The organism is Streptomyces sp. G5(2025), from assembly GCF_049542075.1.
Taxonomy (GTDB): Bacteria; Actinomycetota; Actinomycetes; order Streptomycetales; family Streptomycetaceae; genus Streptomyces.
On the sequence record NZ_JBMUZT010000002.1, the window covers coordinates 747,728 to 773,999 of the forward strand.

Below are 26,272 nucleotides of genomic sequence, written 5' to 3' on the forward strand. Positions count from 1 at the left end.
GGCGCTGAGCCTTGGAGGGGCGGAGGTCAGAGTGACAGTTCTGTCACTTTGCCCTCCGTCACCTCCAGGCGGCGCGTCACGCTCACCGCGTCCAGCATCCGGCGGTCGTGCGTGACCAGCAGCAGCGTGCCCTCGTAGGCCTCCAGGGCCGACTCCAGCTGCTCGATCGCGGGCAGGTCGAGGTGGTTCGTCGGCTCGTCCAGGACCAGGAGGTTGACGCCTCTGCCCTGGAGGAGGGCGAGGGCGGCGCGGGTGCGTTCGCCGGGTGAGAGCGTCGCCGCCGGGCGCAGGACGTGGTCCGCCTTCAGGCCGAACTTGGCCAGGAGCGTGCGGACTTCCGCCGGTTCGGTGTCCGGCACGGCCGCGCAGAACGCGTCGAGCAGGGCCTCCTCGCCGTGGAACAGCGCACGGGCCTGGTCCACTTCGCCGATGAGTACGCCGGAGCCGAGGGCCACGTGACCAACGTCCACCGGGACGCGGCCCAGGAGGGCGCCGAGCAGCGTCGACTTGCCCGAACCGTTCGCGCCGGTGATCGCCACGCGGTCCGCCCAGTCGATCTGGAGCGTGACGGGGCCCAGGGTGAAGGTCCCCCGGCGCACCTTCGCGTCGCGCAGGCTTGCGACGACCGCGCCCGAGCGGGGCGCCGACGCGATCTCCATGCGGAGGTCCCATTCCTTGCGGGGTTCCTCGACGACGTCCAGGCGTTCGATCATGCGCTGTGTCTGGCGGGCCTTGGCGGCCTGCTTCTCGCTGGCGTCGCCGCGGAAGTTCCGGCCGATCTTGTCGTTGTCGCCGCCGCCCGCCTTCGCCGCCTTGCGGCGGGCGTTCTTGACGCCCTTGTCCGCCCAAGAGCGCTGCATCTGGGCGCGGCCCTGGAGCGCCGCCTTCTTGTCGGCGTACTCCTCGTACTCGTCGCGGGCGTGCCTGCGGGCCACGTCCCGCTCCTCCAGGTACGCGTCGTAGCCGCCGCCGTAGAGGTTGATCTGCTGCTGGGCCAGGTCGAGTTCGAGGACCTTGGTGACCGTGCGGCTGAGGAACTCGCGGTCGTGGCTGACGACGACCGTGCCGGCGCGCAGGCCCCGGACGAAGCCCTCCAGGCGGTCCAGGCCCGCGAGGTCGAGGTCGTTGGTCGGCTCGTCCAGCAGGAACACGTCGTAGCGGGAGAGGAGGAGGGAGGCGAGGCCGGCGCGGGCCGCCTGGCCACCGGACAGGGACGTCATCTCCTGGTCCAGGCCGACGGTGAGGCCGAGGGACGCGGTGACCTCTTCGGCGCGCTCGTCGAGGTCCGCGCCGCCGAGGGCCAGCCAGCGCTCCAGGCTGTCCGCGTAGGCGTCGTCCGCGCCCGGGGCGCCGTCCACCAGGGCCTGGGTGGCCTCGTCCATGATCCGCTGGGCTTCGGCGACGCCGGTGCGGCGGGACAGGAACGCGCGGATCGTCTCGCCGGGGCGGCGGTCCGGCTCCTGGGGCAGGTGGCCGACGGAGGCGGACGAGGGCGACAGCCTCAGCTCTCCCGCTTCCGGGGTGTCCAGGCCGGCGAGCAGCCGCAGGAGGGTGGACTTGCCAGCGCCGTTGGCGCCGACCAGGCCGATGACGTCGCCGGGGGCGACGACCAGCTCCAGGCCGGAGAAGAGGGTGCGGTCGCCGTGGGCGGCGGTGAGGTCTTTGGCGACGAGGGTTGCGGTCATAGGGGGGTGATTCTACGGGCGGGGGTTGCGGGCTGCGTCTGCGGCTTGGCGTGGGCCTTGGGGGGGCTCGGATGCCTTGGGGCGTCTTGGGGGCGGGGACGCGGGGGTATGTCCGTGCTCGCTATCTTGGCGCGGGGCTTTTGCTGCTTCGGCGCCCGGGTGACCACCACTGTGCTCCGCGCGCACATACCCCCGCGTCCCCTCCGGCGCGCTCACGGCTGCGGGTGCGACCCGGGGTGCGCCTGGGGGTGCCTCGGGGCGGGGACGCGGGGGCATGTCCGTGCTCGCTATCTTGGCGCGGGGCTTTTGCTGCTTCGGCGCCCGGGTGACCACCACTGTGCTCCGCGCGCACATACCCCCGCGTCCCCTCCGGCGCGCTCACGGCTGCGGGTGCGACCCGGGGTGCGCCTGGGGGTGCCTCGGGGCGGGGACGCGGGGGTACGCGTTCCCTTGAGTGCGGGCTTGGGGCTATCCGGTGGGGGTTACCAGGACGCTGGTCGCCGTGCGGGCCACCACATAGGAGGTGCCCTTCGTCGCCTTTGGTGTCAGGGGGACCCTGTGCTCCCCTGGCTCCAGGACCTCGTCGAAGACCTCGTGCACGTGGGTGCGGGACAAGCGGTCCATGCGGTACGCGGTCAGCTGGACCCGGCACGTCGAGGTGACTTCGAGCCGCGCCGCCTCTCGGCACGCCGCCAGGGCGGTGAGGCGGCGCTGCTCCTGAGGGCTGCGGTCGAGGGCGTGTTCGATCTGGGCGACCAGGAGCGGCACGATCGGGGCGAGGCCGTCGACGTACGCCACCTCCACTTCCGCCTGGTCGAACGCCGCGCGTACGGACTGCCGGGTCGTGTCGGGGACCGCGCGGCCGAACGCGACGGCGCCGTAGGTGCGCAGCTCCTCGGGTGGGACGCCCGCCGCGTCCGCCGCGATCTCCGCGCCGATGCCGATCGTGCGCAGGGCCGCCGCCAGCCTGGCGAGGAGCGCGACGCGGGCGCCGATCAGCAGGACCCGGCGGCGCGGCTGCGGTTCGTCCGCGAGCAACTGGCCGAGCGCTTCGCGGTATTCGACGCCGCGGAAGCGGAAGGGCCCTATGCCGTGGTAGCCGTTGAGCTCCAGGTCGGCGGGTTCCGCGGTCTGCCAGGCGAAGTCGCGCCAGATGAAGTCGTCGCTGTCCGGGGCCATTTCGATGACCGCGGTGACCGCGCCGCACGCCAGGTCCTCGCATTCGGGGCAGCCATAGATGACGTAACGGCCCTCGCGCAGCGGCGCCCCGGCTTCGAGAAGGAGGCGGCGTACGTGTGCCGTGAAGATGGCGGGCGGGATGTCGGCGGCCAGAGGCGACACCGCGTCGAGGTCGGAGAGCTGGAAGAGCAGGGGACGCCCGTTCACGATGAAGTCGACGAACTCCCGGTGCACTTGGACGTCACCGTTGGCGAGAACTCCACCGGCTCGCATGGCCGGTGCCAGACCGAAGGTCGCGTACTCGGCAGACATGTGGTGAGTATCCCCACCCGGAGGGCGATGTGAGCACGGCATGACATATTCGGTTCGTGCCGGGGCGGCCCGTGTCGTGCGCGCCGCCCCCGGAGCCCGTCAGGTGGTCTTGACCGGGTCGTTGTCCGGCGCCAGGCCGTCGCCCTCGTCGTCCTGGGCGGGGCCGATGCGGATCTCGAAGTCGCCGTCGTACTGCGCGTGGCCCGCGATCACGGCCTTCTCGACGGCTTCCGTGCCGTGCTCGCCGCGCACGATCAGTGGGTCGTGGCGCAGGTCCCGCATGAGGGACACGCACATCCCGAGCATGACGAGTGTGAAGGGCGCGGCGGCGAGGATCGTGAGGTTGCGCAGGCCGGTCAGCGCGTCGTCCGAGCCGTCACCGATCAGCAGCATGATCGCCGCCACGGCGCCGGTCACCATGCCCCAGAAGATCACCACGAACCGGCCCGGTTCGAGTGCGCCCTTCTGGGAGAGCGTGCCCATGACGATCGACGCGGCGTCCGCGCCGGACACGAAGAAGATGCCCACGAGGATCATCACGAGGAGGCTGGTGACGGTGGCGATCGGATACTCGTGGAGCAGGCCGAAGAGCTGCGCCTCCGGGGTCGTCTGGTCCTTGAGGCCGCCGCGGTCCGCGACCGTCATGGCGCTGCCGCCGAAGACCGCGAACCAGATGAGGCTGACCGTGCTCGGCACCAGGATGACGCCGCCGACGAACTGACGGATCGTACGACCGCGGCTGATCCGCGCGATGAACATGCCGACGAAGGGCGTCCAGGAGATCCACCAGGCCCAGTAGAAGACCGTCCAGCCGCTCAGCCACTCCGCGACGCCCTTGCCGCTGGAGGCCTCGGTGCGGCCGATCAGCTGGGGCAGGTCGTCGAGGTAGGCACCGATCGATGTCGGCAGCATGTCCAGCATGATGACGGTCGGGCCCGCGATGAACACGAACACGACGAGCAGCAGCGCGAGCACCATGTTGATGTTGGACAGCCACTGGATGCCCTTCTCCACACCGGAGACGGCGGACGCCACGAAGGCCAGGGTCAGCACGGCGATGATCACGACGAGCAGGCCGGTACCCGCGTTCTCCATCCAGTCGAGCACCTCGATGCCGCTGCCGATCTGCAGGGCGCCGAGACCGAGAGAGGCGGCCGAGCCGAAGAGCGTGGCGAAGATGGCCAGGATGTCGATGACCCGGCCCCAGGTGCCGTGGGCGTGCTTCTTGCCGATGAGCGGTTCGAAGACGGCGCTGATGGTCTGGCGCCGGTTGCGCCGGAAGGTGCTGTACGCGATGGCGAGCCCGACGACCGCGTAGATCGCCCAGGGGTGGAGCGTCCAGTGGAAGAGGGTGGTGGCCATCGACGTCTCCATCGCCGCGGCCGAGTCCGCCGGGTCGGTGCCCGGCGGTGGCGCGGTGAAGTGGGCCAGGGGCTCGCTCACTCCGTAGAACATCAGGCCGATGCCCATACCGGCGCTGAACATCATGGCGACCCAGGAGACGGTGCGGAACTCCGGTTCCTCCCCCTCCTTTCCGAGGGTGATCTTCCCGTACCGGCTGACGGCCAGCCAGAGCGCGAAGACGACGAAGCCGGACGCGGTCAGCATGAAGAACCAACCGCCGTTGTGCATCAGGCCGTTGAGCATGTCCGTGGAGATATCTTTGAGCGAGTCCGTCGCCACCGCGCCCCAGATGACGAAGGCCAGGGTGAGGCCGGCGGTGACGCCGAACACCACTCGGTCCGTGCTCGGGGACCGGCCGCCGGGGGCGGGCGCCATGATTTCCTGGGCCCCTCCCCCGTCGTCCGCTTGTCGCTGATCCTGCGTCACAAGTGACACCTTTCAAGGGGTCGATCGATTACGTCGAGACTTTGTTCCCGTTACCCCCTACCACATGTGACGCACATCTCTCCCCTTCAACAGCTCATGTCGGGCCGAGCTGTGACCATGTGATACGGCGCACGTTCGTCGAGCAGGAGCGGCACGAGGGCCCGCGCGGACTGCCGCAGCGGGACGTAGGCGCCGGACTTCTGGCGCTTCACCGTGACGCCGTGCAGGGCCAGTTCGTCCTTGATGTCGGCGTACTGGGCGGTGTCCAGGCGGTAGCCGCAGGGCGGGTTCTGGATGACCTCGGCCGGTTCGGCGGGGTCGTTGTCGGCGCCGCCGAGGTAGACCGGGCCGCGGTCGCGGTGGCCCTCGGCGCGGGCCGCGTCGGTGGCGCGCTCCAGGCGCATCCGCCGCTGGTCCGAGTAGGTGAAGAGGCCGCTCAGCGCGGAGGCTTGGGACTGCACGCGGCGGCGGTTGTTGAGGGCCTCGTCCTTCTTCTCGGCCTCGGTGACCGGGTCGACGCGGCTCTCGGTGAGCAGGCCCGCCGCGTGCTTGATGCCGGAGACGTTGCGCAGGATGCGCTCCTGGCCGTCACCCGCGGTCTGCTTGACGGGCTCGCCGGTGACGGGGTCGGTCCAGATGCCGTAGGTGCCCGTCGTGTACCCGTCGGCCTCCGCGGCCGGACGTACGTACGCCTTCGACAGGGTCTGCGCTTCCTTGTGCACCGCCTCGTCGGTGTTGAGGTTGCGCGGCCAGAGGTCGAAGAGGTCCTTGTCGTAGTACTTGGGGGTGGAGCCGTACTCATGCAGGTCGTAGATGACGTCGGGCTCGCGGTCGCGGATCACGGCGGCCAGGGCGCGGCCCTCCGCGGTCTTCAGGGCGATGTGGTCGCGGTTGATGTCGACGCCGTCGGAGTTGCCGCGGGTGTCGGCGGCGCGGCCGTCCGGGTTGGCGGTGGGGACGACGAGGAGCGTGGTGCGCTCCAGGAAGCGCCGGGTCTTCTTGTCCTTCGCGTACGCCAGGTCGCGGACCGTCGACAGGCAGGCCTCGCGGCCCGAGGGTTCGTCGCCGTGCTGGCTGCATATCAGCAACACGGTGCTGCGGGTGGGGCGTTCGGCTATGCGGACCAGTTGCAGGGGGCGGTTCTGCTTGGTGGTGCCGACGCGGGAGACGGAGATCCGGTCGCTCGCCTTGTCGACGGTGGCCAGGAGCCGCTGCTCCTCCGGCCGGCTGGTCCAGCGGGCGCCGTCGCTCTCCTCGAAGCCCGTACGGGGCGGGGTCGGCGTCGCCTGGGCGGGCGCCGTCAGGAGCGGCGCGGTGAGCACGGCGGTGGCGCAGGCCAGCGCCAGGGTGCGGATGCGCGGTGTCATGAAGTGCTGCCTCCGGGTACGGGGTTGCGCGGACGCGGCGGGGCCACGCCGTCGAGACGGGAGTCGCGGGGGGTGACGGACGCGGAGGTGGTGAACGCCTTCGCGCCGCCGACCAGGGCACCTTCGCCCAAGTCCGGGCCAGATCGATGGTGAGGGTCGGCGTGTCGGCGGGCGGTTCGATGAGGTTCTTGTCGGTGCCCGCGACGATCAGGGCGAGGCGGTGGCCCTTGGGTACGACGTGGTCGCTCGCGGCGAGGTCGAGGGTGATGGTGTGGGGCTTGCCCGGGGTGAGCGGCCGGCCGCGGTCCGCGTCGGCCCAGTTGCCGAGGTCGGCCCAGCCACGGCTGAAGACCGTGTGCTCGACGGTGGTGGCCTTCGCCTCCGTCTCCTTGAAGCAGGCGCTGTCGCCGGCGGTGCTCGCTCCCCAGCAGGTGCGTCCGGGGAGCGTGGTGATGCCCTCGTCGTCGTGGGCGTAGTCGCGGATGGTGGCGGGGCCGAGGTCGACGAGGACCGCGGAGAGGTGGGCGGTGCGGGTGGTGGGGGTCGCGGTGACCGTGACCTTCGAGGAGCCGGACAGGCGCAGGTCGCGGGCGAGCGGCTTGCTGATGAACCCGGCCTTGGCGGGCGTGGATGTATGGACGCGCTCGGCCCAGTCGGTCTCGCTCAGCCTCGGGTCGTCGGTGAAGGTCTCGGTGCCCTTGCCGGGGCGCGGGCCGAGTGTGCCGACGCCCGGTGACGTGCCCTTTGCGGGGCGGAGCTCGACGGTGTCCGTGCCGCGCGGGGGCCAGACGCGGTCGGTGGTCCAGCGGTCGGGGGCGCGCTCGATGTCGGCCATCGGTTCGCGGTCGACGCCGTTGTCGATGCCGAGGAGTTCGTGGTCGAACCAGCGGTGCAGGGTGCGCACCCACTGCGCGCGGCGGAAGTCGAAGGGGTCGACGTGGCCGGCCTGGCTGAGCCAGAGCTTGCGGTCGACGCCGTGCTCGGCGAGGGCGTCCCACCACTGGCCGAAGTGCTTGGTGCGGACGTTCAGGTCCTGCATGCCGTGGACGGCGAAGACGCTGGCCCGCACCTTGCCGGCGTCGGGGACGTGGTCGCGCTCGCTCCACAGGCGGGTCCAGTCGCCGCTGCGGGGCGCGCCGTCGATCAGGCGCTGCTTGACGGCGCCGCAGCGGGCGCGGGCCTCGGGGCTCTCCACGGCCCGTGCGAGGCCGTCGGGGCCGCTGCCGAAGAGCGGGGCGCCCTTGGCGAAGTAGTAGTCGTACCAGGAGGAGATGGCGCCGATCGGCACGATCGTCTTCAGGCCCTTGACGCCGGTGGCGGCCACGCCGTTCGCGACGGTGCCATCGTAGCTCTTGCCGATCATCCCGGTGCGGCCGTTGCTCCAGGACGCCCGCGTGCGTTCGTCGCCGGTGCGGCTGGTGTAGCCGCGGGCGCGGCCGTTCAGCCAGTCGACCACGGCCTTGGCCGACTGGACGTCGGAGCGGCCGCCGACATCGACGCAGCCGTCGGAGCGGTTGGTTCCGGCGAGGTCGACGGCGACGTAGCCATAGCCGCGCGGGACGAAGTAGTTGTCGTAGTAGAGCGGGAAGTGGACCGGGTCGCCGTTCTCGTCGTACGTCTTCTTCTGTTTCTCGTTGCCCCGCCCGCAGCACGCGTAGTACGGGCTGGCATCCATGATCACCGGGATGCGGCGGCCCGTGCGGTCCGGTTCGCGGGGTCTGATGATGTCGACGGCGACGCGGTCGGTCCTGCCGTCCGCGTCGCCGTCGATCCTGGTGTCGACCCATACGGACTCGCGTAGGGCGTCCTCGTACGAGTACACGGGTCTGCTCTCGCCCGCGGGGCGGGGCACCTGGCCCGGCGCCCCCGACGCCTGCGCGGCGCCCGGGGACATGAGGGTGGCCAGGAGGGCGGCCAGGGCCGCCGTCAGCAGCGATCTCCAGAGGAGGCGGGTGCGTCGCGCACGTATCGGCATGGCGCGGAAGGTACACCGGTGAACTGCCGCGCGACAGAGGGCCGCACGGACCGCGACAGGCACAGGGGGCGTCACGGTACATGTCGGCCGAATGGCGATCGTGTGACGTCCTGGGCCATGGACATGACGTGTGCGGGAGGGGCTGAATAGGGTCGTCGATCAGAAGAAACGATTCTGTGCCCCTACGACTTGGAGCTTGACGTGCACCGCAGACTCATCGCCCCGGGCGCGCTCGCGGCCTCCCTCGCGCTGCTGGCGATCCCGGCATCGGCCGCGGACTTCTCCCCCGGGGCGCCGGGCATCGGCGATCCCTACTACCCGGCCAGCGGCAACGGCGGTTACGACGTCTCACACTATGACCTGAGGCTGAAGTACCAGCCCGTGACCGACCTCCTCGAAGGCACGGCGACCATCAACGCCCGCGCCACGCAGAACCTTTCGCGGTTCAACCTCGACTTCGGGCTCAAGGTCTCCGAGGTGCGGGTCAACGGCAAGAAGGCGCAGTTCGACAAGACCGGTGACCAGGAACTGGAGATCACGCCGAAGGCGGGGCTCACCAAGGGCACACCGGTCACTGTGGTGGTCCGGTACGCGGGTAAACCGTCCGAGCTGAAGATCGGCGGCTATACGGCCTGGCACCGCACGCCGGACGGCGGTGTCGCGGCGCAGGAGCCGGAGGCCGCCGCGTGGTGGTTCCCCTCCAACGACCATCCGCTGGACAAAGCGACGTACGACGTGTCGGTCTCGGTGCCCGACGGCACCCAGGCGATCTCCAACGGCGTTCTGCAGTCGCAGAGTTCCCGCCTCGGCTGGACCCGCTTCAACTGGCGCTCCAACAAGCCGCAGGCGAGCTATCTCGCCACGCTCGCGGTCGGCAAGTTCGACATCACGACCGACAAGACGGAGAGCGGCCTGCCGGTCCTCAACGCCTACAGCAAGGACCTCGGCGACAACGCGGGCGCGGCGCGGGCCAGCATCGAGCGGACGACCGAGGTCGCGGAGTGGCTGGAGACGGTCTTCGGCAAGTACCCCTTCAACGCGCTCGGCGGATACGTCCCGAACGTGAAGAGCAGCTACGCCCTGGAGACCCAGACGCGGCCCTTCTACAGCCCGGCCGCGTTCGCGAACGGCTCCAACGCCTCCATCGTCGTCCATGAGCTGGCCCACCAGTGGTACGGCGACAGCGTCTCCGTACACGGCTGGAAGGACATCTGGGTCAACGAGGGCTTCGCCCGCTACAGCCAGTGGCTGTGGTCGGAGAAGGAGGGCGAGGGGACGGCGCAGGAGCTCGCGGACTACGTGTACGCGCAGCGGTCCGCGGACGACCCGTTCTGGACGGTGAAGCCGGGCGATCCGGGGCCGGACAAGCAGTTCCACATCGCGGTGTACGACCGGGGCGCGCTCGCCCTCCAGGCGTTGCGCAACGAGATCGGCGACGAGGCGTTCTTCGCCATCCTCAAGGGCTGGCCGCAGCAGTTCGCGTACGGCAACGCCAAGGTGGGCGACTTCGTCAAGTACGCCGAGAAGATCTCGGGCAAGCCGCTCGCCGCGCTCTTCGACACCTGGCTGTACGAGCCGTCGCGGCCGGACGCGCCGACCGCGCGGGACGCCGGGTTCGCCAGGTCGGCCGCGGCGCCGGCCAAGCCGAAGTCGTGGAAGCAGATCGCGGAGACGAACGATGTGCACGATCGCGGTGGCGAGCACGGTGGCGAGCACGGCCGCGGGCACAAGCACTGATCGCGGTCTGACGTGCTGATGCGCTGACGTTGTGAGGTGCCGTGCCGTCCGGGGCTCAATGCCGGGCGGCGCGGTGCCGTGCGCGGGCCCGCCGCGCGAGCGGCAGATACCGCAGCCGCTCCGGCAGCAGCGGCACCAATATGCGGGCCGCGAGGCCGAAGCGGCGCAGGGCACGCTCCTGGCGGGGCGTCCAGGGCAGGCCGAGCACCTGCCGCGCGTCCGGGGGCATGAACCCGATCGTGATGAAGCGGCGGAAGCGGGCCAGCGGGGGCAGCAGGAGCGGCCACAAGGCCCTGAGCAGGGCGCGTATGAGGCGCGGGCCTCGGTCCGGCGGCGGCACGGGGGCGTCGGTGGCGTCGGTGACGGTCAGTACGCGGGCCACCGCCGTCAGTTCGAGTTCGTCGGCCAGGACCTTGCGGTAGTACGGCCAGAACTCCTCCGGCGTCTGGGGCATGTCCCGGTCGTGTATGCCGAGTATCCGCCCGACCTGGAGCCACTCCGCGTACAGCTGCCGTTCCTGCGCCTCGGTGAAGGGGCGGCCGAGATAGCGCTGGGCGTGCCGGTAGACGGGGAACCCGGTCGCGTGGACCCAGGCGTAGGGAGCGGGCATCAGCGCGTGATAGCGGCGGCCGCGGGTGTCCGTGCCCTGGATGGTGCGGTGCAGCACACGGAGCCTGCGGCCCTCCGCGGCCGCCTCGTCACCGCCGTACACCCACAGCAGGGCCGAACGCAGCGAGCGCTCGCCCCGGCCCCACGGGTCGGTCCGGAACACCGAGTACGCGTCGACGCCCGCGCCGACCGCGGGGTGCGCGACCTGCATGACCAGCGCGGAGGGCAGCATCAGGAGCGCGCGGATGTCACCCGCGATGGTCCAGAGAATGCCGCCGGGTGGGGGTGGGGCGGGGTCGCGGTTGCGTTGATCGTGGCGGGCGGGGGCGGGGGTGGGGGCGGGGCGGTGAGGGTGAGAGTGAGGCTGAGGGGGGCGGGTGCGCGCGTCGCTGCCGTCGGGGTGGGTGCGGGCGGCGGGGTCGTCGGGGTGGGTGCGGGCGGCGGAGTCGTCGGGGTGGGTGCGGGCGCCAGGGTCGTCGGGGTGGGTGCGGGCGCCGCGCTCGTCGCGGTGGGTGCGGGTGCCGGGATCGTCACGGCCGCCGGGCTCGACACGGTGGTTGCGGGCGTCACGGCCGTCGCGGGCATTGTTGCCGTCACGGCCCTCGCAGGCATTGTTGGCGTCACGGCCCTCGCAGGCATTGTTGCCGTCACGGCCCTCGCAGGCGCTGTTGGCGTCACGGCCGTCCCGATCACCGCGGCCAACAAGGTCACCGCGGCTGTCCTCGCCACCACGGCCGCCGGGCTCGACACGGTGCTCGCGGGCGTCACGGCCGTCGCGGGCATTGTTGCCGTCACGGCCCTCGCAGGCATTGTTGGCGTCACGGCCCTCGCAGGCGTTGTTGGCGTCACGGCCCTCGCAGGCGTTGTTGGCGTCACGGCCGTCGCGATCACCGCGGCCAACAAGGTCACCGCGGCTGTCCTCGCCACCGCGGCCGCCGCGGTCGTCGTCGGGGTTCATGCGACGCGCTCCTTGGCCGTGCGGGGCCGGGCTCGGTCGTCGAAGCGGCTTTGGGCTGCGGGGCCGTGCCCGGGTGGTACGTGTTCCAGTATGCGACGGGCCGTGGCCTGGCTGTCCGTGGTGGAGGAGGGCGGTGGCCGGGCAGGGCCGCCGCTCGTCCGTGCCGCAGCCGATGCGGGGCAGGTGCACGGAGGCGCCCAGTTCGACGGCCCTGTCGGCGAGGGCGACCAGGCGCGGTGTCGATCGCCTCGGGCCGGACGGGGACACCCTTGCTCCCCGTCCGTATGCCCCGCTGCCCCACGATGTCGGCGCCCCACAGGCCGCGGCCCACGTCGACGAGCTGGACGGGGCGAGACCGCAGTCGTTCCGGGCGCTTCGCCGGCTCGGGCCGGCGGCGTGACGGCGCGCGACCGCGAAATCCTCGCCCGCCCGCCGAGGTCGTCGCAGACAGGGGCGATCACCTCGACGCCCTTGCCCAACGGCGCGGTGGCGTCACCCCGGACATACGTGATCTCCGACATGACGCCACCGTAAGGGCTGCCACTGACAGCGGCCGTCGCACGGCCGCCGCCACCGTTCTACCGGTCCTGCTTCTCCTGCGGCTCGGTGAGGCCCTGCGCCTCACGGTCGACCCGCTTCCTGACGCCGAACCAGCCCACGGCCAGGGCCGCGCCCACGATCGGGATCAGGAACAGCGTCTTGCGGCCCACCTCGGCGTCCTTCCACATCAGGCAGAGGACGGCAAGCAGGAAGGCGATCGTCACGTACTCGGTGACCCCGCTGCCGGGCAGGCGGAACTTCGGCCGGGTGATCACGCCTTCCTTCGCGCGACGCACGAAGGCCAGATGACACACCATGATCATGATCCAGGTGCCGATAATGCCGAGCGAGGCCACGTTCAGGACGATCTCGAAGGCCTGGTTCGGGACGATCCGGTTCAGGCCGACGCCCAGGACGCCGACGGAGGCGGTGAGCAGGATGCCGCCGTAGGGCACCTGGTTGCGGTTCATCTTCGCCGTGAACTTGGGGGCGGAGCCCGCCATCGCCATCGAGCGCAGGATGCGGCCGGTGGAGTACAGGCCGGAGTTCAGCGAGGACATGGCCGCGGTGAGGACCACGAAGTTCATCACGTCACCGGCGGCCGGAACACCGATCTTGGACAGCACCGTCACGAAGGGGCTCTGGTCCGCCGAGTACACGGAGCCCGGCAGCAGCAGCGCGAGGAGGACGACGGAGCCGACGTAGAAGAGGCCCACGCGCCACATGATCGAGTTCACCGCGCGCGGGACGATCTTCTGCGGGTCCTTGGTCTCGCCCGCCGCGACGCCGACCAGCTCCAGGGAGGCGTACGCGAAGACGACGCCCTGCATCACGATCACGACCGGCATCATGCCGTTCGGCAGGAAGCCGCCGTGGTCGGTGATCATGCTCAGACCGGGCTTGCCGCCGCCGACCTCGTGCTGGCTGGCCAGCAGAAAGACGCCGATGATCATGAAGGCGGTCAGCGCGGCGACCTTGATGATCGCGAACCAGAACTCCATCTCGCCGAAGTACTTCACCGAGATGAGGTTCACGGAGAGCACCACCGCGAGGGCGATCAGCGCGAGCACCCACTGGGGGATGTCGGTGAAGAAGCTCCAGTAGTGCGTGTACAGGGCGATCGCCGTGATGTCGGCGATGCACGTGGTCGACCAGTTGAGGAAGTACATCCAACCGGCGAAGTACGCGCCCTTCTCGCCGAGGAACTCACGCGCGTAGCTGACGAACGAGCCGGACGACGGACGGTAGAGCACCATCTCGCCGAGGGCGCGGACGACGAAGAACGCGAAGATGCCGCACACGAGGTACGCGAGGGCGAGCGCGGGGCCCGCCGAGTGGAGGCGGCCGCCCGCCCCGAGAAAGAGCCCAGTGCCGATCGCGCCACCAATGGCGATCATGTTGACGTGACGGGCCTTGAGGTCCTTGCTGTAACCGGCGTCGCCCGCGTCCGCGGGGGCCTGGGACGCATCTGTGCGGGATGCGTCCAGGGCGGCCGAATCTACGGCTTCCTTGCTCACGTGGGGGATCTACTCTCTGGTGCCCGGAAGAGCTCCGGGGTCCGGATGGTGCTCCGGCCCACGACACCCCTGACGCGCGCGGACCGACGGGACACCTTCCCTCAGAGATCGGCGTCCACGCGGTGGCGCACGTCACATAGCGGCACTTCTCACATGCTGGTCAGGGGGTGTACAGGGCGTCGATGACCTGCTGGTACTTGGCGCGGACCACCCGGCGGCGCAGCTTCAGGGACGGGGTCAGCTCGCCGGTCCCGGGGCCCCATTCCTCCGCGAGGAGACGGTGGCGCTTGATCTGCTCGGTGCGGTTGAGGCGTGCGTTGGCGGCGGCCACGGCGCGGTCGATCTCCTCCCGTACCGCCGGGTGGGAGACGAGGTCGGCGAGGTCGCCCTCGACGCCTCGCGCCGCGGCCCACCCGGGGGCCAGCTCCGGGTCCAGGACGAGGAGCGCCACCAGGTAGGAGCGGCCGTCGCCGTGCACGAAGGCCTGGCCGATCAGTGGGTGCTCCTTGAGCGTGTTCTCCACGAGGGCGGGCGAGACGTTCTTGCCGGTGGAGGTGACGATCATTTCCTTCTTGCGGTCGGTGAGCCAGAGGAAGCCGTCCTCGTCGACGCGTCCTATGTCGCCGGTGGCGAACCAGCCGTCCACGTCGCAGGCGCTGTCGACGCCGCCGTCGGGCCGCAGATAACCGTCGCAGACCGTGGCGCCGCGGACCAGGATCTCGCCGTCGTCGGCGGTGCGGATCTCCAGGCCGTCGAGCGGGCGGCCCACCGAGCCCAGGCGGAACGCGTCGGGGGCGTTGGTCGTGACCACTCCGGACGTCTCGGTCAGCCCCCACGCGTCCATGATCACCAGGCCGAAGCCGGCCCAGAAGCGGGCGACGTCCAGCGGCATCGGCGCCGAGGCGCTCGCGGTCCACACCAGGCGGTCGAAGCCGGCGAGCGCGAGCAGCGGATCGAGCACCTGCTCCTTGACCTGCCGGTACGCGGCCGCCAGCTCGGCGGACGGCGCCTCGCCGCGCTCCCGGCAGGCGACGTAGGCGCGTGCCGTGTCGTTCGCCGCCTCGACGGCGCGCCGCCGCTCCTCGGGCAGCCCGGCGAGCGCCGCCCGTACGGACGCGGCGAGCTTCTCCCACACGCGCGGGACACCGAAGAACTGGAAGGGATGCAGCTCGCGCGCGGTGGCGGCGACCTGGGCGGGGTCGGCGCACAGGTAGACGTGTCCGGCGCGCAGCACCGGCAGGTAGATGCCGAGCAGCCGCTCGGCGATGTGCGCGAACGGCAGGTAGCAGATGTGGCCGACGTGCTCGGGGAAGTCGACGACGGCGTCCAGGGCGACGCCGCCCACGAGCACGTTGCGGTGGGTGAGGCGTACGCCTTTGGGGTCGCCGGTGGTACCGGAGGTGTAGACGACGGTGAGCGCGTCGCTCGGCCGGATCTCGCGCCACGCCTTCTCGAAGGCGTCGGGGTCGAAGAGGCGGGCGCCCGTGGCGTGCAGCGAGCCGTACGTGCGGTGCTCCCCCGCCTCGGCGGCCTCCACCACGACCAGGCGTTCCAGCGGGGCCGTGGCGTCCGTGAGCAGCGGCTCCCAGCGCGGGAGCTCCCGGGCGCCCTCGACGATCGCGAGGCGCGCCCTGCTGTGCCGGACGATGTGCGCGATCTGCTCGGGCGCGGAGGTGCCGTACACGGTGACGGGGACGGCGCCGAGGTGGGTCAGGGCGAGGTCGCTCAGCCAGTGCTCGGGGCGGTTGCCCATCATCATCAGGACGTGCTCGCCGCGCTCGACACCGAGCGCCGCGTACCCGGCGGCGAGGACGGCGACCTTGCGCCGCGCCTCGCGCCAGGTCAGCGTCGACCACACCTCGCCCGAGCGCCAGGAGAGCGCCGGAAGGTCTCCGTGGTCCTCGGCGTTGCGGAGCAGCAGGGCGGGGAGCGTGAGGTCGGCGGGGTCTGCGTGAAGTCGCGGGATCGTGGTCATGACCGCCTCCTGGTGCCATCGGCTGGGCGTGAGCGAACGCGTGACTGTGGCTTCGGTTGGCGCGCGACGGAGCATGTGAACGGAGCAGGTGACTGGCCCGGAGGGTTTCACAACAGTGGTGTGCCAGCAATACTGTTGGACCGGATTGCCGCACAGCCGGCGAGCGGTCCGCCGGAGCCGGCCGGGGAGGGAGGGCGCTGCGATGACGACGGACACCGAAAGCGTGTCGACGGACGCCGACGCGGCGCGGCGCGGCGCCGAGGAGCCGACGCTCACGGTCGACGAGCTGGCCGCGCGCGCGGGCGTGACGGTCCGCACGATCCGCTTCTACAGCACCAAGGGCCTGCTGCCGCCGCCGGTGATCGGGCCGCGCCGCGTCGGGCACTACGGCCAGGACCACCTGTCCCGGCTCGCGCTCATCGAGGAGTTGCAGCACCAGGGCATGACGCTCGCCGCGATAGAGCGCTACCTGGAGCAGCTGCCGCCCGACCTGAGCGCGCACGACCTGGCCATCCACCGTGCGCTGGTGGCCTCCTGGGCGCCCGACTCCGCCGAGGACGTGCCGCGCGCCGAGTTGGAGCGCAGGGCCGGGCGCGCCTTGGGCGAGGAGGACTTGGACCGGCTCGCGGCGATGAGCGTGCTCGCCCGGACGGAGACCCCGGGGACGTACCGCGTGGATCTGGGGCTGCTGCGCCTCGGGGTGCAGTTGCTGGACGTACCCATCGCGCACGAGACGATCCTCGCGGCGCGCACGGTCCTGATGGAGCACACGCGTTCGGCCGCGCACGAGCTGTCCCGCCTTTTCCGTGACGAGGTGTGGGGGCCTTACCGCGAGCGCGAGTCGGACCCGGAGCACGTGGCGGCGATGCGGTCGCTGTCGGCCCATATGCAGCCGATGGTGGTGCAGGCGCTGGTGACGGCGTTCCAGCGCTCGCTCAAGGAGGAGTTGCGGGAGTGGCTCAAGGAGAGCTGAGCGCGTGGCTCAAGGAGAGCTGAGCGCACAGCCCATGGAGAGTTGGGCCACCCCCGCATACTGTCGGCGCGAGGTCAGCCGACGTCGCTGAACTTCTCGCCCTTCTCCGCTTTCTCGACCAGCAGCGCGGGCGGCGTGAACCGCTCTCCGTAGCGCTCGGCGAGCTCACGCGCGCGTGCCACGAAGCCCGGCAGGCCGCCTTCGTAGCCGTTGATGTACTGGAGTACGCCGCCCGTCCAGCCGGGGAAGCCGATGCCGAGGATGGAACCGATGTTGGCGTCGGCGACCGACGTCAGGACGCCCTCCTCCAGGAGGCGCACCGTGTCGAGCGCTTCGGAGAAGAGCATGCGTTCCTGCATGTCCTCGAACGGGATTTCGTGCCCCGGCTTGGTGAAGTGCTCCCGCAGGCCCGGCCAGAGCTTGCCGCGCTTGCCGTCCACGTAGTCGTAGAAACCCGCTCCCCCGCTCCTGCCAGGGCGCTCGAACTCGTCCACCATGCGGTCGATGACGGTGTCCGAGGGGTGGCCCGCCCAGGTGCCGCCCGCCTCCTCGATGGCCTTCTTGGTCTCGTTGCGGATCTTGCGGGGCAGGGTGAGGGTCAGCTCGTCCATCAGGGACAGGACCTTCGCCGGGTATCCCGCCTGGGCCGCCGCCTGTTCGACGGAGGCGGGCTCGATGCCCTCCCCCACCATCGCGACGCCTTCGTTGATGAACTGCCCGATGACACGCGAGGTGAAGAAGCCGCGCGAGTCGTTGACGACGATCGGCGTCTTGTTGATCTGGCGTACGAGGTCGAAGGCGCGGGCGAGCGCCTCGTCGCCGGTCCGCTCACCCTTGATGATCTCGACGAGCGGCATCTTGTCGACGGGCGAGAAGAAGTGCAGGCCGATGAAGTCGACCGGGCGTGTGACGCCTTCGGCGAGGGTGGTGATCGGCAGGGTGGAGGTGTTGGAGCAGAGCAGCGCGTCCGGCTCGACGATGTCCTGGATCTCCTGGAACACCTTGTGCTTGAGCGAGGTGTCCTCGAAGACCGCCTCGATCACGGCATCGCAGCCCGCGAGCGCCCGCGGGTCCGCGCTGGGCGTGATGCGGGCGAGCAGCGCGTCCGCCTTCTCCTGCGTCGTACGTCCCCGCTGGACGGCCTTGGCACAGAGCTTCTCGGAGTAGCCCTTGCCCTTCTGGGCGGCCTCCGCGGAGACGTCCTTGAGGACGACCTCGATGCCCGCGCGGGCGCAGGAGTACGCGATGCCCGCGCCCATCATCCCGGCGCCGAGGACGGCGACCTTGCGGACCTGGCGGGGCTCGATGTCCTTGGGGCGGTTCGCGCCGGAGTTGACGGCCTGGAGGTCGAAGAAGAACGCCTGGATCATGTTCTTGGCGATCTGGCCGGTGACCAGCTCGGTGAAGTACCGGGCCTCGATGGTCAGCGCGGTCTCGAAGTCGACCTGGGAGCCCTCGACGGCCGCCGCGAGGATGTTCCGCGGGGCCGGGTAGGGGGCGCCCGCCGTCTGCTTCTTCAGGTTGGCGGGGAAGGCGGGCAGGTTCGCCGCGAACTTGGGGTGGGCCGGGGTGCCACCGGGAATGCGGTAGCCGGGCTTGTCCCAGGGCTGCTGCGACTCGGGGTTGGCGTCGATGAAGGCGCGGGCCTTCTCGATCATCTCCTCGGGGGTGGCGGCCACTTCGTGGACGAGGCCGTTCTCCAGGGCGCGCTTCGGGTTGTACTGGGTGCCCTGGAGGAGCACCTTCAGGAGGGCGTCCGTGATGCCCATCAGGCGTACGGTGCGGGTGACGCCGCCGCCCGCGGGGAGCAGGCCGAGGGTGACCTCGGGCAGGCCGATCTTGGAGCCGGGGGCGTCCAGGGCGACGCGGTGGTGGGAGGCGAGGGCGATCTCGTAACCGCCGCCGAGCGCCGCGCCGTTGATGGCGGCGACGACGGGCTTGCCGAGGGTCTCGATGCGGCGCAGCGACCTCTTGATGGCGGCGCCCGTCTCGAACGCCTGCTGGGCGTTCTCGGGACCGACCTTGATCATTTCCTTGAGGTCGCCGCCCGCGAAGAAGGTCTTCTTGGCGGAGGTGTAGATGAACCCGCGGATCGCGTCCTTGTCGGCCGCGACGGCGGCCTCCGCGCGGTCGGCGATCGCCGCGATGGAGTCCTTGAACGCTTGGTTCATGGTGTTGGCGGACTGGTCGGGGTCGTCGAGGACGAGGGTGACGACGCCGGTGTCGTCTTGTTCCCAGCGGATGGTGGTGCGGTTGGTCATGTCGTTGTCTCCGTGAGGTCTGATGGGCTCTTGGGGGCGGGGGCGGGGAGGGGGGTCTGGGTTCATGGCCGACTGTCCACCGGTGGGGGCTGGTCGCGCAGTCCCCGCGCCCCTGAGGCAGCGGCTTCGCCGCGCCTCATGAAGGCGCACGCAGTGCGTCCTTCAGGGGCGCGGGGAACTGCGCGAGCAACCACGACGCATCCGCGGTCGGCGACGCACCCCGAACTCCGACGGCGCTACACCCGTTCCACGACCGTCGCGATGCCCATCCCCCCGCCCACGCACAACGTGGCCAACCCGTACCGGAGGTCCCTCCGCTCCAGCTCATCGACCAGCGTCCCGAGGATCATCGCCCCGGTCGCGCCCAGCGGGTGCCCCATCGCGATCGCGCCACCATTCACATTCACCTTGTCCAGGGACAGGCCCATGTCCTTGGCGAAGCGCAGGACGACCGCCGCGAACGCCTCGTTGATCTCGACGAGGTCGATGTCGTCGATGGTGAGCCCGGCCTTGGCCAGCGCCTTGCGGGTCGCGGGCGCCGGCCCGGTCAGCATGATCAGCGGCTCGGAGCCGGAGACGGCCGCGGAGACGATCCGCGCGCGCGGCGCGAGGCCGAACCGCTCGCCGACCTCCTTCGTGCCGACGGCGACCAGCGAGGCGCCGTCCACGATGCCGGAGGAGTTGCCCGCGTGGTGGACGTGGTCGATCTCCTCGATCCAGTGGTACTTCTGCAGCGCGACCGCGTCGAAGCCGCCCATGTCGCCGATGTCCTTGAAGGACGGCTTGAGCCCCGCGAGGGAGTCGGCGGTGGTGCCCGGCCGCATGTGCTCGTCGTGGTCGAGGACGACGAGGCCGCTGCGGTCCTTGACGGGGACGACGGACCGGGCGAAGCGGCCGTCCTTCCAGGCCTCGGCGGCCCGCTCCTGGGAGAGGGCCGCGTACTCGTCGACGTCCCGCCGCGAGAAGCCCTCGATGGTGGCGATGAGGTCGGCGCCGATGCCCTGCGGCGCGAAATTGGTCTCGTAATTGGTCATCGGGTCGGCGAACCACGCGCCGCCGTCGGAGGCCATCGGCACCCGCGACATCGACTCGACGCCGCCCGCGAGCACCAGGTCCTCCCAGCCCGAACGGACCTTCATCGCAGCGAGGTTGACCGCCTCCAGGCCCGAGGCACAGAAGCGGTTCTCCTGGACGCCCGCGACCGTGTCGGGCAGACCGGCCGCGATGGCGGCGATCCGCGCGATGTCGGAGCCCTGGTCACCGACCGGGCCGACCACGCCGAGGACGATATCGTCGATGGCGGCCGGGTCGAGACCGGGGAAACGGGCCCGGATCTCGTGGATCAGGCCGACGACGAGATCGATCGGCTTGGTGCCGTGCAGGGCACCACTGGCCTTGCCGCGTCCGCGCGGGGTGCGGATCGCGTCGTATACGTACGCTTCGGTGGTCACGCGTGTGCCTTTCGGGGGTGTCCGGGAGGGGTGCGAAGCTTGAGGGGCTCAGTCGAGGAAGGGGCTCAGTCGAGGAAGGGGTTCCGTCGAGGGAGGGGCTCAGTCGAGGAGGGAACGGCCGATGATCTCCTTCATGATCTCGGTCGTGCCGCCGTAGATGGTCTGGATGCGTCCGTCGGTGAAGGCCTTCGCGACGCGGTACTCCGTCATATAGCCGTAGCCGCCGTGCAGTTGCAGACAGCGGTCCGCGACCCGCTTCTGCAGCTCGGTGGCCCACCACTTCGCCATCGACGCGTGCACCGCGTCGAGCTGACCGTTCGAGTGATCGACGACGCACCGGTCGAGGAACGTACGGGTGACGGCGCACTCGGTGGCCATCTCCGCGATCTCGAAGCGGATGTGCTGGAGCTTGGCCAGCGGCCGTCCGAAGGCCTCGCGCTCCTTCACGTACGTCGTGGTGATCTCCAGGAGGTGCTCGGCGGCGGCGATCCCGGCGACGGCGATGCCCATGCGCTCCTGCGCGAGGTTCGTCATCAGATGGACGAAGGCGCCGTTGAGCTCGCCGAGGAGGTTCTCCTTGGGGACGCGTACGTCGTGGAAGAACAGCTCGGCGGTGTCCTGGGCCTTCTGGCCGATCTTGTCGAGGTTGCGGCCCCGCTCGAAGCCCTCCATGCCGCGCTCGACGACCAGCAGCGACAGGCCGTGGGCGCCGCCTTCGGGGGACGTCTTGGCGACGACGATGACGAGGTCGGCGAGGATGCCGTTCGAGATGAACGTCTTGGAGCCGTTGAGCACCCAGTGGTCGCCGCGGTCCTCGGCGGTGGTGCGGATGCCCTGGAGGTCGGAGCCCGCGCCGGGCTCGGTCATCGCTATGGCCGTGATGATCTCGCCGGTGCAGAAGCCGGGCAGCCAGCGGCGCTTCTGCTCCTCGGTGGCGAGCGAGGTCAGGTAGGGGCCGATGATGTCGTTGTGCAGGCCGACCGCGAGCCCGGCGGCGCCCGCGCGCGTGAACTCCTCGGCGAGGACCGCGGAGTAGCGGAAGTCGGTGTTCCCGCCGCCTCCGTACTCCTCCGGGACGGCGAGCCCGAGCAGTCCCTGCTTACCGGCGGCGAGCCACGCCTCACGGGAGACGATGCCGTCCTTCTCCCACTGTTCGTAGTGCGGGAGCACCTCCTTGGCGAGGAAGGTGCGCACGGTCTCGCGGAACGCGTCGTGCTCGGCGGAGAAGATCTGCCGTTTCATCTGTACGTGGCCTCCTGGGGCCCGGTGCGGGCCTGCCCTTGGCGGTTGGCGGTCATCATGGCTGCGTCGGCCGCATGAGGGCCGGTACGTCCCAGTCGCGGGCCACGTCGGCGGTGTCGGCCCCGGGCCGCGCCGGACCGGTGCGCACGCGCGTGGGGGTGGCGGAGAAGCGGGGCGCGGGGGCGGGCTGGGTGATGCCGCCGTGGTCGGTGAAGGTGCCGCGGGCGGCGAGGTGGGGGTGCTCGGGTGCCTCGCGCAGGGACAGCACCGGCGCCACACACGCGTCGGAGCCCTCGAAGACGGCCGTCCACTCCTCGCGCGTGCGTTCCTTGAAGCGGGCGGCGACGGCCTCGCGCAGGTCGCCCCAGCGGGCCAGGTCCTTGCGGGCCGGGGCAGCCTCGGTGAGGCCGAGGAGCGCGATGAACTCGTCGTAGAACTGCTGCTCCAGGGCGCCCACGGCCATGTGGCCACCGTCGGAGGTCTCGTAGGTGCCGTAGAAGGGGCAGCCGCCGTCGAGGAGGTTGGCGCCGCGGCGGTCCTGCCAGCCGCCGGCGGCGAGCATGCCGTGGATCATGGCGGAGAGGTGGGACGCCCCGTCCACGATGGCGGCGTCCACGACCTGCCCCTCGCCACCCGCGCGCGCGTGGGTGAGCGCGGCGAGGGCGCCGACGACGAGGTAGAGCGAGCCGCCCGCGTAGTCGCCGAGGAGGTTCGCGGGGATCGCGGGCGGCTCCCCCTCGTCGCCGATCATGCCGAGGGTGCCGGTGATGGCGATGTACGCGATGTCGTGCCCGGCACGGGACGCGAGCGGCCCCTCCTGGCCCCAGCCGGTCATCCGGCCGTAGACGAGCCGGGGGTTGCGGGCGTGGCAGGCCTCGGGGCCGACGCCGAGGCGCTCGGCCACGCCGGGGCGGTAGCCCTCGATGAGGACATCGGCGCGCTCGGCCAGGTCGAGGACCTGGGCGGCGCCGCCGGGGGCCTTCAGGTCGACCACCACGGAGCGCTTGTTGCGGTTGGTGACGTCGTACGCGGGATCGATGGCGAGGCCGCCGCCGCCCGGCCGGTCCACGCGTACGACGTCGGCGCCGAGGTCGGCCAGGAGCATGGCCGCGAACGGGCCGGGCCCGATGCCCGCCAGCTCCACCACACGCACCCCGGCGAGCGGACCGTCAACGCCTCTGCCCGGTACTGCCATTGAGCCCCCAGCGCTACGACACATATGACACAACTGATGTAACACCAGTGATGCTAAGAACGTGTTCCACTGTGCACAAGCCCCCTGACGAGCAAGCGCTTAGCGAATTCCGGCGCCAGCCCCGCGCCGGACCCGGCGGCGCTTAGCCTGAGGGCATGGATTCCGTACTGGTCAGCGCGTGTCTGCGGGGTATTCCGTGCCGCTACGACGGACGCGACAAGGCCTCGCCCGCGCTCGACGAGGCGGTGGCGGGCCGCGAGGTCGTGCCCTTCTGCCCGGAGGCCGCCGGCGGACTGCCGACACCGCGTCGCCCCGCCGAACTGGTCGGCGGCGACGGGCACGACGTGCTGGACGGCAGGGCGCGGGTCGTCGAGGACACGGGGCGCGACGTGACGGCGGCGTTCGTGGACGGCGCGCGGCGGGCGCTGGCGGCCGCGCGGCGCGCCGGGTGCACCGAGGCCCTGCTGATGCCGCGCAGCCCCTCGTGCGGGCACGGGGCGGTGTACGACGGGTCGTTCGGCGGGGAGCTGGTGGCGGGCGACGGGGTGACCGCGGCGCTCTTCGAGCGGAACGGCATCTCGGTGCGGCCGGTCCCGGGGGTGTAGCCACGGCCGCCGAGGACGCACGCTAGCCTCGGGCACCCACGACCGCCCCGGCGTACGAGGGAGAGGTGCCATGAGCAGTCAGCACGGCGAGAGCAGCGGGGACAGCGGGAACACCGCGAGCGGCGCGAGGAGGGATCGCGCGTACGACATCGTGCTCTTCGGAGCGACCGGCTTCGTGGGGGTGCTCACGGCGGAGTACCTCGCCGCGCACGCGCCCGAGGGGCTGCGCTGGGCGCTCGCGGGGCGTGACACCGCGAAGCTGGAGAAGCTGCGGGAGCGGCTGGCCGCGCTCCACCCGGCGTGTGCCGAACTGCCGCTGGTGCGCGCCGATGTGGCGGACCCCGCTTCCTTGCGGGAGATGGCCGGCCACGCGCGCGTGGTGGCCACGACCGTCGGCCCCTACTTGACGTACGGCCAGGAACTGGTCGCCGCGTGCGCGGACGCGGGCACGGACTACGTGGACCTGACGGGTGAGCCGGAGTTCGTCGACCTCATGTACGTGCGGCATGACGCCCGCGCGCGGGAGACCGGGGCCCGGCTCGTGCACGCGTGCGGCTTCGACTCGGTCCCGCACGACCTGGGCGCGTACTTCACGGTGCAGCAGCTGCCGGAGGACGTGCCGTTGCGGGTGGACGGGTTCGTGCGGACCAACGGGCGGTTCTCCGGCGGAACGTTCGCCTCCGCGCTGAACCAGTTCGGACGGGGACGGCAGATGGTGGCCGCCGCGAAGGAGCGGCGGCGCTACGAGCCCCGCCCGGCCGGCCGCACGGCGTACGCCCCGCCGGGCCCGCCGAGGTACGCGGGTGAGGTCGGCGCCTGGGCGCTGCCGCTGCCGACGATCGACCCGCAGATCGTGCAGCGCTCGGCGCGGGCCCTTGAGCGGTACGGGCCGGACTTCCGCTACCGGCACTACGCGGCCGTGCGGACGCTGCCGATGGCCCTCGGCGGCCCGGTCGCCCTCGGCGGTCTGCTGGCGGCCGCGCAACTGCCGCCCGTACGGCAGTGGCTGTCCGCCCGCCTGAAGCCCGGCGACGGGCCGGCCAAGGAGGTCCGGGACCGGACGTGGTTCTCGGTGCGGTTCGTCGGCGAGGGCGGCGGCAAGCGGGTCTTCACCGAGGTCTCGGGCGGCGACCCGGGGTACGACGAGACGGCGAAGATGCTGGCCGAGTCGGCGCTGTGCCTCGCGCTGGACGACCTTCCGGCGTCCGCGGGGCAGGTCACCACGGCCGTGGCGATGGGCGACGCGCTGCTCGCGCGGCTGACGGCCGCGGGGCTCACCTTCCGGGTCGCGTCCGTGCGCTAGCCGGAGCCCGGTGCCCCGCCCGCGCGGGGCGGGGCACCCGTGAGGATCACGTGCGGATCAGGCGACCGGCACGGGGTACGTCGGGTACTCCACCCCGGAGACGTGCTGGACGACGCGGATGACCTGGCACGAGTAGCCGAACTCGTTGTCGTACCAGAGGTAGAGGATCGCGTTGTCGCCGTCGACCTTGGTCGCGCCCGCGTCGACGATCGAGGCGTGGCGCGAGCCGATGAAGTCGTTGGAGACCGCGTCGGGGGCGCTGGTGAAGTCGATCTGGCGCTTGAGCGGCGAGGTCAGCGACACCTCGCGGAGGTAGTCGAGGACCTCCTCACGGGTGGCCTCGCGGCCGAGCGTGAGGCTCAGGATCGCGATCGAGACGTCCGGCACGGGGACGCGGATCGAGCTGCCGGTGATGGGCGCCTTGAGGTCCGGCAGCGCCTTGGCGACGGCGGAGGCGGCACCGGTCTCGGTGATCACCATGTTGAGCGGCGCCGAGCGGCCGCGGCGGTCGGCCTTGTGGTAATTGTCCAGGAGGTTCTGGTCGTTGGTGAACGAGTGGATGGTCTCCACGTGGCCGCGCAGCACGCCGTACTCGTCCGCCATCGCCTTCAGCGGCGGGACGATCGCGTTGGTGGTGCAGGAGGCGCAGGACAGGACCCGCTCGTCCGGCTTGATCGTGTCGTGGTTGACGCCGTGCACGATGTTGGGCACGTCGCCCTTGCCCGGGGCGGTCAGGACGACCTTGTCGACACCGGGGCGCAGGTGCTTGGACAGGCCCTCGCGGTCACGCCACTTGCCCGTGTTGTCGATGAGGATGGCGTCCTTGACGCCGTACGCCGTGTAGTCGACCTCGGAGGGGTCGTTGGCGTAGATCACCTTGATCTCGTTGCCGTTGGCGATGATCGTGCTGTTCGCCTCGTCCACGGTGATCGTGCCCTGGAACTGGCCGTGGATGGAGTCGCGGCGCAGCAGCGAGGCGCGCTTCACGAGATCCTCGGCGGCGCGGCCGCCGCCCGGGCGGACGACGATGGCGCGCAGCCGCAGGCCGTTGCCGGAGCCGGCCTTCTCGATGAGGAGGCGGGCGACGAGGCGGCCGATGCGGCCGAAGCCGTAGAGGACGACGTCGCGCCCCTCGCGGCACTCGATCTTGTTGGCACCCGTGGCGCCGGCGACGGCCTCGGCGGTGAACTCCGCCACCGACAGGCCGCGGTCGTCGGTCTTGTATGTCGCGGCGAGCATGCCGATGTCGATCTGCGACGGGCCGAGGTCGAGCGTGGTGAGAGCCTGCAGGAAGGGCAGCGTCTCGGTGACCGACAGTTCCGCGCCGGCGATCTGCCGGGCGAAGCGGTGGGTCTTGAGGATGCTGACCACCGACTTGTTCACCAGGGAGCGGCTGTGCAGCAGGACCGTCACGTCCCGCTCGCGGTGCAGCTTCCCGATGAGCGGGATCATCGACTCCGCGATCTCCTCGCGGTGCTTCCAGTTGGTGAACGAGTCGTCGTTGACAGTCACAGGTTTCTCTTTCGAGCTAGGCGGCGCTCATATGCTAACCCGCTCG

The 26,272-nt window shown here is 71.1% G+C and carries 16 protein-coding genes and 2 pseudogenes; 4 read left to right on the forward strand and 14 right to left on the reverse strand.

The features are described 5' to 3' along the window. Positions 1 to 26: 26 nt before the first annotated feature. The 5 genes and pseudogenes from ACOBQB_RS03755 to ACOBQB_RS03775 form a co-directional block, all read right to left on the reverse strand. Positions 27 to 1,685, reverse strand: coding sequence for an ABC-F family ATP-binding cassette domain-containing protein (locus ACOBQB_RS03755; protein WP_423588745.1), 1,659 nt, complete (start codon positions 1,683 to 1,685; stop codon positions 27 to 29). A gap of 468 nt (positions 1,686 to 2,153) precedes the next feature. Next, positions 2,154 to 3,176, reverse strand: coding sequence for an oxidoreductase (locus tag ACOBQB_RS03760; RefSeq protein ID WP_423588747.1), 1,023 nt, complete (start codon positions 3,174 to 3,176; stop codon positions 2,154 to 2,156). Between the two features lie 99 nt (positions 3,177 to 3,275). Continuing rightward, complete coding sequence (locus ACOBQB_RS03765; RefSeq protein ID WP_423588748.1) at positions 3,276 to 4,955, reverse strand: BCCT family transporter; 1,680 nt, start codon at positions 4,953 to 4,955, stop codon at positions 3,276 to 3,278. A gap of 137 nt (positions 4,956 to 5,092) precedes the next feature. Then, the gene (locus tag ACOBQB_RS03770) at positions 5,093 to 6,373 is read right to left on the reverse strand and encodes a M14 family metallopeptidase (protein WP_423588749.1); all 1,281 of its coding nucleotides are present in this window, start codon (positions 6,371 to 6,373) and stop codon (positions 5,093 to 5,095) included. Further along, positions 6,370 to 8,348 (reverse strand): annotated as a pseudogene (locus ACOBQB_RS03775) (Xaa-Pro dipeptidyl-peptidase). Before ACOBQB_RS03775 ends, ACOBQB_RS03770 begins: the two are co-directional and overlap by 4 nt. 201 nt (positions 8,349 to 8,549) lie before the next feature. On the opposite strand from ACOBQB_RS03775, the gene ACOBQB_RS03780 reads away from it, so the two are divergent. Next, the gene (locus ACOBQB_RS03780; RefSeq protein WP_423588751.1) at positions 8,550 to 10,085 is read left to right on the forward strand and encodes a M1 family metallopeptidase; all 1,536 of its coding nucleotides are present in this window, start codon (positions 8,550 to 8,552) and stop codon (positions 10,083 to 10,085) included. A gap of 55 nt (positions 10,086 to 10,140) precedes the next feature. On the opposite strand, the gene ACOBQB_RS03785 is transcribed toward ACOBQB_RS03780, so the two are convergent. From ACOBQB_RS03785 to ACOBQB_RS03800, 4 genes and pseudogenes are all read right to left on the reverse strand, one after another. Continuing rightward, the gene (locus ACOBQB_RS03785; RefSeq protein ID WP_423590371.1) at positions 10,141 to 10,965 is read right to left on the reverse strand and encodes an oxygenase MpaB family protein; all 825 of its coding nucleotides are present in this window, start codon (positions 10,963 to 10,965) and stop codon (positions 10,141 to 10,143) included. 849 nt (positions 10,966 to 11,814) lie between these two features. Further along, positions 11,815 to 12,173, reverse strand: a pseudogene (locus ACOBQB_RS03790) (Appr-1-p processing protein); the annotation flags it as partial. Between the two features lie 57 nt (positions 12,174 to 12,230). Next, a complete protein-coding gene (locus ACOBQB_RS03795) occupies positions 12,231 to 13,709 on the reverse strand; it encodes an amino acid permease (protein WP_423588753.1) in 1,479 nt (492 codons plus the stop codon). A 160-nt stretch (positions 13,710 to 13,869) separates the two neighbouring features. Continuing rightward, positions 13,870 to 15,684, reverse strand: coding sequence for an AMP-dependent synthetase/ligase (locus tag ACOBQB_RS03800; RefSeq protein WP_423588755.1), 1,815 nt, complete (start codon positions 15,682 to 15,684; stop codon positions 13,870 to 13,872). A gap of 202 nt (positions 15,685 to 15,886) precedes the next feature. Here ACOBQB_RS03800 and ACOBQB_RS03805 point away from each other — a divergent pair, with 202 nt between their 5' ends. Next, positions 15,887 to 16,657: a MerR family transcriptional regulator gene (locus ACOBQB_RS03805; protein WP_423588756.1), complete on the forward strand. Its 771-nt coding sequence runs from the start codon at positions 15,887 to 15,889 to the stop codon at positions 16,655 to 16,657. A 74-nt stretch (positions 16,658 to 16,731) separates the two neighbouring features. Here ACOBQB_RS03805 and ACOBQB_RS03810 read toward each other — a convergent pair whose 3' ends face one another. From ACOBQB_RS03810 to ACOBQB_RS03825, 4 genes are all read right to left on the reverse strand, one after another. Continuing rightward, on the reverse strand, positions 16,732 to 18,918 hold the full coding sequence (locus ACOBQB_RS03810) for a 3-hydroxyacyl-CoA dehydrogenase NAD-binding domain-containing protein (RefSeq protein WP_423588758.1): 2,187 nt from the start codon (positions 18,916 to 18,918) through the stop codon (positions 16,732 to 16,734). A gap of 236 nt (positions 18,919 to 19,154) precedes the next feature. Then, positions 19,155 to 20,369 (reverse strand): acetyl-CoA C-acetyltransferase, encoded by a 1,215-nt coding sequence (locus ACOBQB_RS03815; RefSeq protein ID WP_423588760.1) that lies wholly within the window; start codon positions 20,367 to 20,369, stop codon positions 19,155 to 19,157. Positions 20,370 to 20,468: 99 nt separating this feature from the next. Further along, positions 20,469 to 21,611: an acyl-CoA dehydrogenase family protein gene (locus tag ACOBQB_RS03820; protein ID WP_423588762.1), complete on the reverse strand. Its 1,143-nt coding sequence runs from the start codon at positions 21,609 to 21,611 to the stop codon at positions 20,469 to 20,471. Between the two features lie 55 nt (positions 21,612 to 21,666). Then, a complete protein-coding gene (locus ACOBQB_RS03825) occupies positions 21,667 to 22,806 on the reverse strand; it encodes a CaiB/BaiF CoA transferase family protein (RefSeq protein WP_423588763.1) in 1,140 nt (379 codons plus the stop codon). Positions 22,807 to 22,961: 155 nt separating this feature from the next. Here ACOBQB_RS03825 and ACOBQB_RS03830 point away from each other — a divergent pair, with 155 nt between their 5' ends. Both ACOBQB_RS03830 and ACOBQB_RS03835 read left to right on the forward strand, forming a co-directional pair. Continuing rightward, on the forward strand, positions 22,962 to 23,411 hold the full coding sequence (locus tag ACOBQB_RS03830) for a DUF523 domain-containing protein (protein WP_423588765.1): 450 nt from the start codon (positions 22,962 to 22,964) through the stop codon (positions 23,409 to 23,411). Positions 23,412 to 23,481: 70 nt separating this feature from the next. Next, a complete protein-coding gene (locus tag ACOBQB_RS03835) occupies positions 23,482 to 24,714 on the forward strand; it encodes a saccharopine dehydrogenase family protein (RefSeq protein WP_423588767.1) in 1,233 nt (410 codons plus the stop codon). A 57-nt stretch (positions 24,715 to 24,771) separates the two neighbouring features. Here the strand turns inward: ACOBQB_RS03835 and ACOBQB_RS03840 are convergent, their stop codons facing one another. Continuing rightward, positions 24,772 to 26,226 carry a glyceraldehyde-3-phosphate dehydrogenase gene (locus ACOBQB_RS03840; protein ID WP_423588769.1) on the reverse strand — a complete coding sequence of 485 codons (1,455 nt, stop codon included), beginning with the start codon at positions 26,224 to 26,226 and terminating at the stop codon, positions 24,772 to 24,774. Positions 26,227 to 26,272: the final 46 nt, after the last annotated feature.

What these genes read in the sequence shown, in the direction of transcription:
- ACOBQB_RS03825 (WP_423588763.1), bottom strand. Translation starts at nt 22,806, where the DNA reads ATGGCAGTACCGGGCAGAGGCGTTGACGGTCCGCTCGCCGGGGTGCGT.
- ACOBQB_RS03800 (WP_423588755.1), bottom strand. Translation starts at nt 15,684, where the DNA reads ATGACCACGATCCCGCGACTTCACGCAGACCCCGCCGACCTCACGCTC.
- ACOBQB_RS03830 (WP_423588765.1), top strand. Translation starts at nt 22,962, where the DNA reads ATGGATTCCGTACTGGTCAGCGCGTGTCTGCGGGGTATTCCGTGCCGC.
- ACOBQB_RS03810 (WP_423588758.1), bottom strand. Translation starts at nt 18,918, where the DNA reads ATGACCAACCGCACCACCATCCGCTGGGAACAAGACGACACCGGCGTC.
- ACOBQB_RS03755 (WP_423588745.1), bottom strand. Translation starts at nt 1,685, where the DNA reads ATGACCGCAACCCTCGTCGCCAAAGACCTCACCGCCGCCCACGGCGAC.
- ACOBQB_RS03820 (WP_423588762.1), bottom strand. Translation starts at nt 21,611, where the DNA reads ATGAAACGGCAGATCTTCTCCGCCGAGCACGACGCGTTCCGCGAGACC.
- ACOBQB_RS03760 (WP_423588747.1), bottom strand. Translation starts at nt 3,176, where the DNA reads ATGTCTGCCGAGTACGCGACCTTCGGTCTGGCACCGGCCATGCGAGCC.
- ACOBQB_RS03765 (WP_423588748.1), bottom strand. Translation starts at nt 4,955, where the DNA reads ATGGCGCCCGCCCCCGGCGGCCGGTCCCCGAGCACGGACCGAGTGGTG.
- ACOBQB_RS03835 (WP_423588767.1), top strand. Translation starts at nt 23,482, where the DNA reads ATGAGCAGTCAGCACGGCGAGAGCAGCGGGGACAGCGGGAACACCGCG.
- ACOBQB_RS03770 (WP_423588749.1), bottom strand. Translation starts at nt 6,373, where the DNA reads ATGACACCGCGCATCCGCACCCTGGCGCTGGCCTGCGCCACCGCCGTG.
- ACOBQB_RS03805 (WP_423588756.1), top strand. Translation starts at nt 15,887, where the DNA reads ATGACGACGGACACCGAAAGCGTGTCGACGGACGCCGACGCGGCGCGG.